Source organism: Devosia sp. (genome assembly GCF_034675085.1).
Taxonomy (GTDB): domain Bacteria; phylum Pseudomonadota; class Alphaproteobacteria; order Rhizobiales; family Devosiaceae; genus Devosia.
The window spans coordinates 1-1,858 of sequence record NZ_JAUCDN010000458.1 but is presented as its reverse complement, the minus strand read 5'-3'; the positions used below and the strand labels follow the sequence as shown (position 1 = coordinate 1,858).

General features: G+C 62.4%; 4 protein-coding genes. All 4 read right to left on the bottom strand.

Annotation, left to right across the window (positions count from 1 at the left end; translation table 11 throughout):
• Positions 1–357: asparaginase (locus tag VDP82_RS17685; RefSeq protein ID WP_323016129.1), on the bottom strand; the 357-nt coding region annotated here is incomplete at its 3' end.
• Positions 358–443: 86 nt separating this feature from the next.
• Entirely contained in the window at positions 444–773 is a 330-nt protein-coding gene (locus VDP82_RS17680) for an SH3 domain-containing protein (RefSeq protein ID WP_323016128.1), read from the bottom strand.
• 100 nt (positions 774–873) lie between these two features.
• Complete coding sequence (gene rhaM, locus VDP82_RS17675; RefSeq protein WP_323016127.1) at positions 874–1,206, bottom strand: L-rhamnose mutarotase; 333 nt, start codon at positions 1,204–1,206, stop codon at positions 874–876.
• Positions 1,203–1,858, bottom strand: a 656-nt coding sequence (locus VDP82_RS17670) for an ABC transporter permease (RefSeq protein WP_323016126.1), incomplete at its 5' end; no start/stop codon positions are given. The genes VDP82_RS17670 and rhaM, both read right to left, overlap by 4 nt.

Here is a 1,858-nt window from a genome sequence, read left to right as displayed (position 1 = left end):
CTCGCGCGCCCTGGCATTGGTGGGCGGATGGGCGCCGCATTCGAGATCGGCTGCCGAAAGCCCCATGCGCGAGAGAAAATGCGACACGCCCTCGACATGCACATCCTCGCCGTGATGGCTGGCACAGGCCAGCGCCAGCTCTTCGGGGCTATGGTGGAAGCGCGCCTCGGCCCCTTGTGAGAAGATCGCCAGCGCCTGCATGGATTTGATGGCCGAGCGCGGAAAGATGGGCCGCTCGATATCGCCGGCCGAAGCGATCACCCGACCCTCGGCATCCATCACCACATAGGCGCCGCGATGGCGATTTTCGACCCAATTGCCGCGACAGGTTTCAGCGAGAACGGGATTGGCATCCATGAAAAAAACTCCGGCCCAGGCTGTGTCCACGAACAGCGCCGAGCCGGAAAAGTCAATGCATGGGTGGGAGGTCGTCGTGCAGCCCGTCAGAGCCGGGCCAGCGTCAGGTAGCGGGAATTGACCCAGCCGCGGATAGTGCGCCCTTCGATGAGGCACCAGTCCGAGCCGGTGGTGGCTTCGATGCAGCGCTCCACCCAGACGCGGCTGCCGGTGGTCAACCCGCCCAGTTTCTGCGAATAGGCGGCGGGCCATTTGCGCACATTGAGTTCGTCCGAGCGGGCAACGCCGGTTACCCGCGCCGGCTGTTCGACATGGTAGCCGGCGGCCATGGCCGGCTGGACGGCGAAAGCGCTGGCGGCGACCAGCACGAAGCCGCAAAGCGTGGCGAGAAGAAGTTTTTCCTGCTGGCGGTTCATTGTCATGCCCCTCGAAGCCTTTGTTTCGATGGTCACGACTATGCCGGCGCCGCATTGAACCGAAGCTGATGGCGTCGTTCAGATAGCGTTCATCGCCGGCTCACTTCATCCAGAACATGGGCCTGAGGTTGCTCGAAAGCGGCTCGTTCCTGTCATTGGTCGCCATGATGTCAGCCATATGCGCCCACCAGCGTTGCATCACTTCCGTCCGGGGCAGGTCGTCCATGGTGTGGTCGCGGCGGCGCCACAGCACACCGAACAGCGTGTTGGTCTCCTCGTCGAGATGGATGGAATAGTCCTTCACGCCTGCTGCATGGAGCAGGTCCACCAGCTCGGGAAAAATCTCGTCATGGCGCTTCTTGTATTCCTCCGCCATGCCGGGGTTGAGCGTCATCTTGAAGGCGTGCTTTTCGTAGCCGACATCCTCGATCATGCCCGGCGCTCCCTCCATAGTCTGAGCAGGATCGGCAGCGCGATCACTACGATCAGCAGCGCGCCGATGAAAATCGACATGACGATGCCGGGCACGTTGAGCAGGCCCAGCCCGAAGGTGACCAGCCCCATGATGAGGCCGGCCAGCACCACCCCGATAATCGAGCCCGACCCGCCCAGGATCGACACCCCGCCCAGCACCACCATGGTGATGACTTCAAGCTCGAACCCCTGCGCGATGGAGGGGCGGGTCGAGCCCAGCCGCGCCGTCAGCAGCACGGCGGCGATGCCGCTCATCAGCCCGGTGAGGCAGAACAGCACGAATTTGATGCGGCCCACCCGTACGCCGGAAAATTGTGCAGCGGCAGGATTATTGCCGATAGCATAGACGCGGCGACCGAAATTGGTGTGGTGCAGCAGGACGTAGAAGATCACCGCGCAGACCAGGAACAGCACCAGCTCGAACGAGATCACCCACCACACATAGCCCTGCCCGAACCAGGCGAAATCCTTGGGATAGCCCTTGAAGCTCTGGTCGCCCAGGATGATGAAGGCAATGCCACGGAAAAGGCTCATTGTGCCGATGGTGACGACGATGGAGGGCAGCTTCAGCCCCGTTACCAGAAAGCCGTTGAAGGCGCCGCACAGAATGC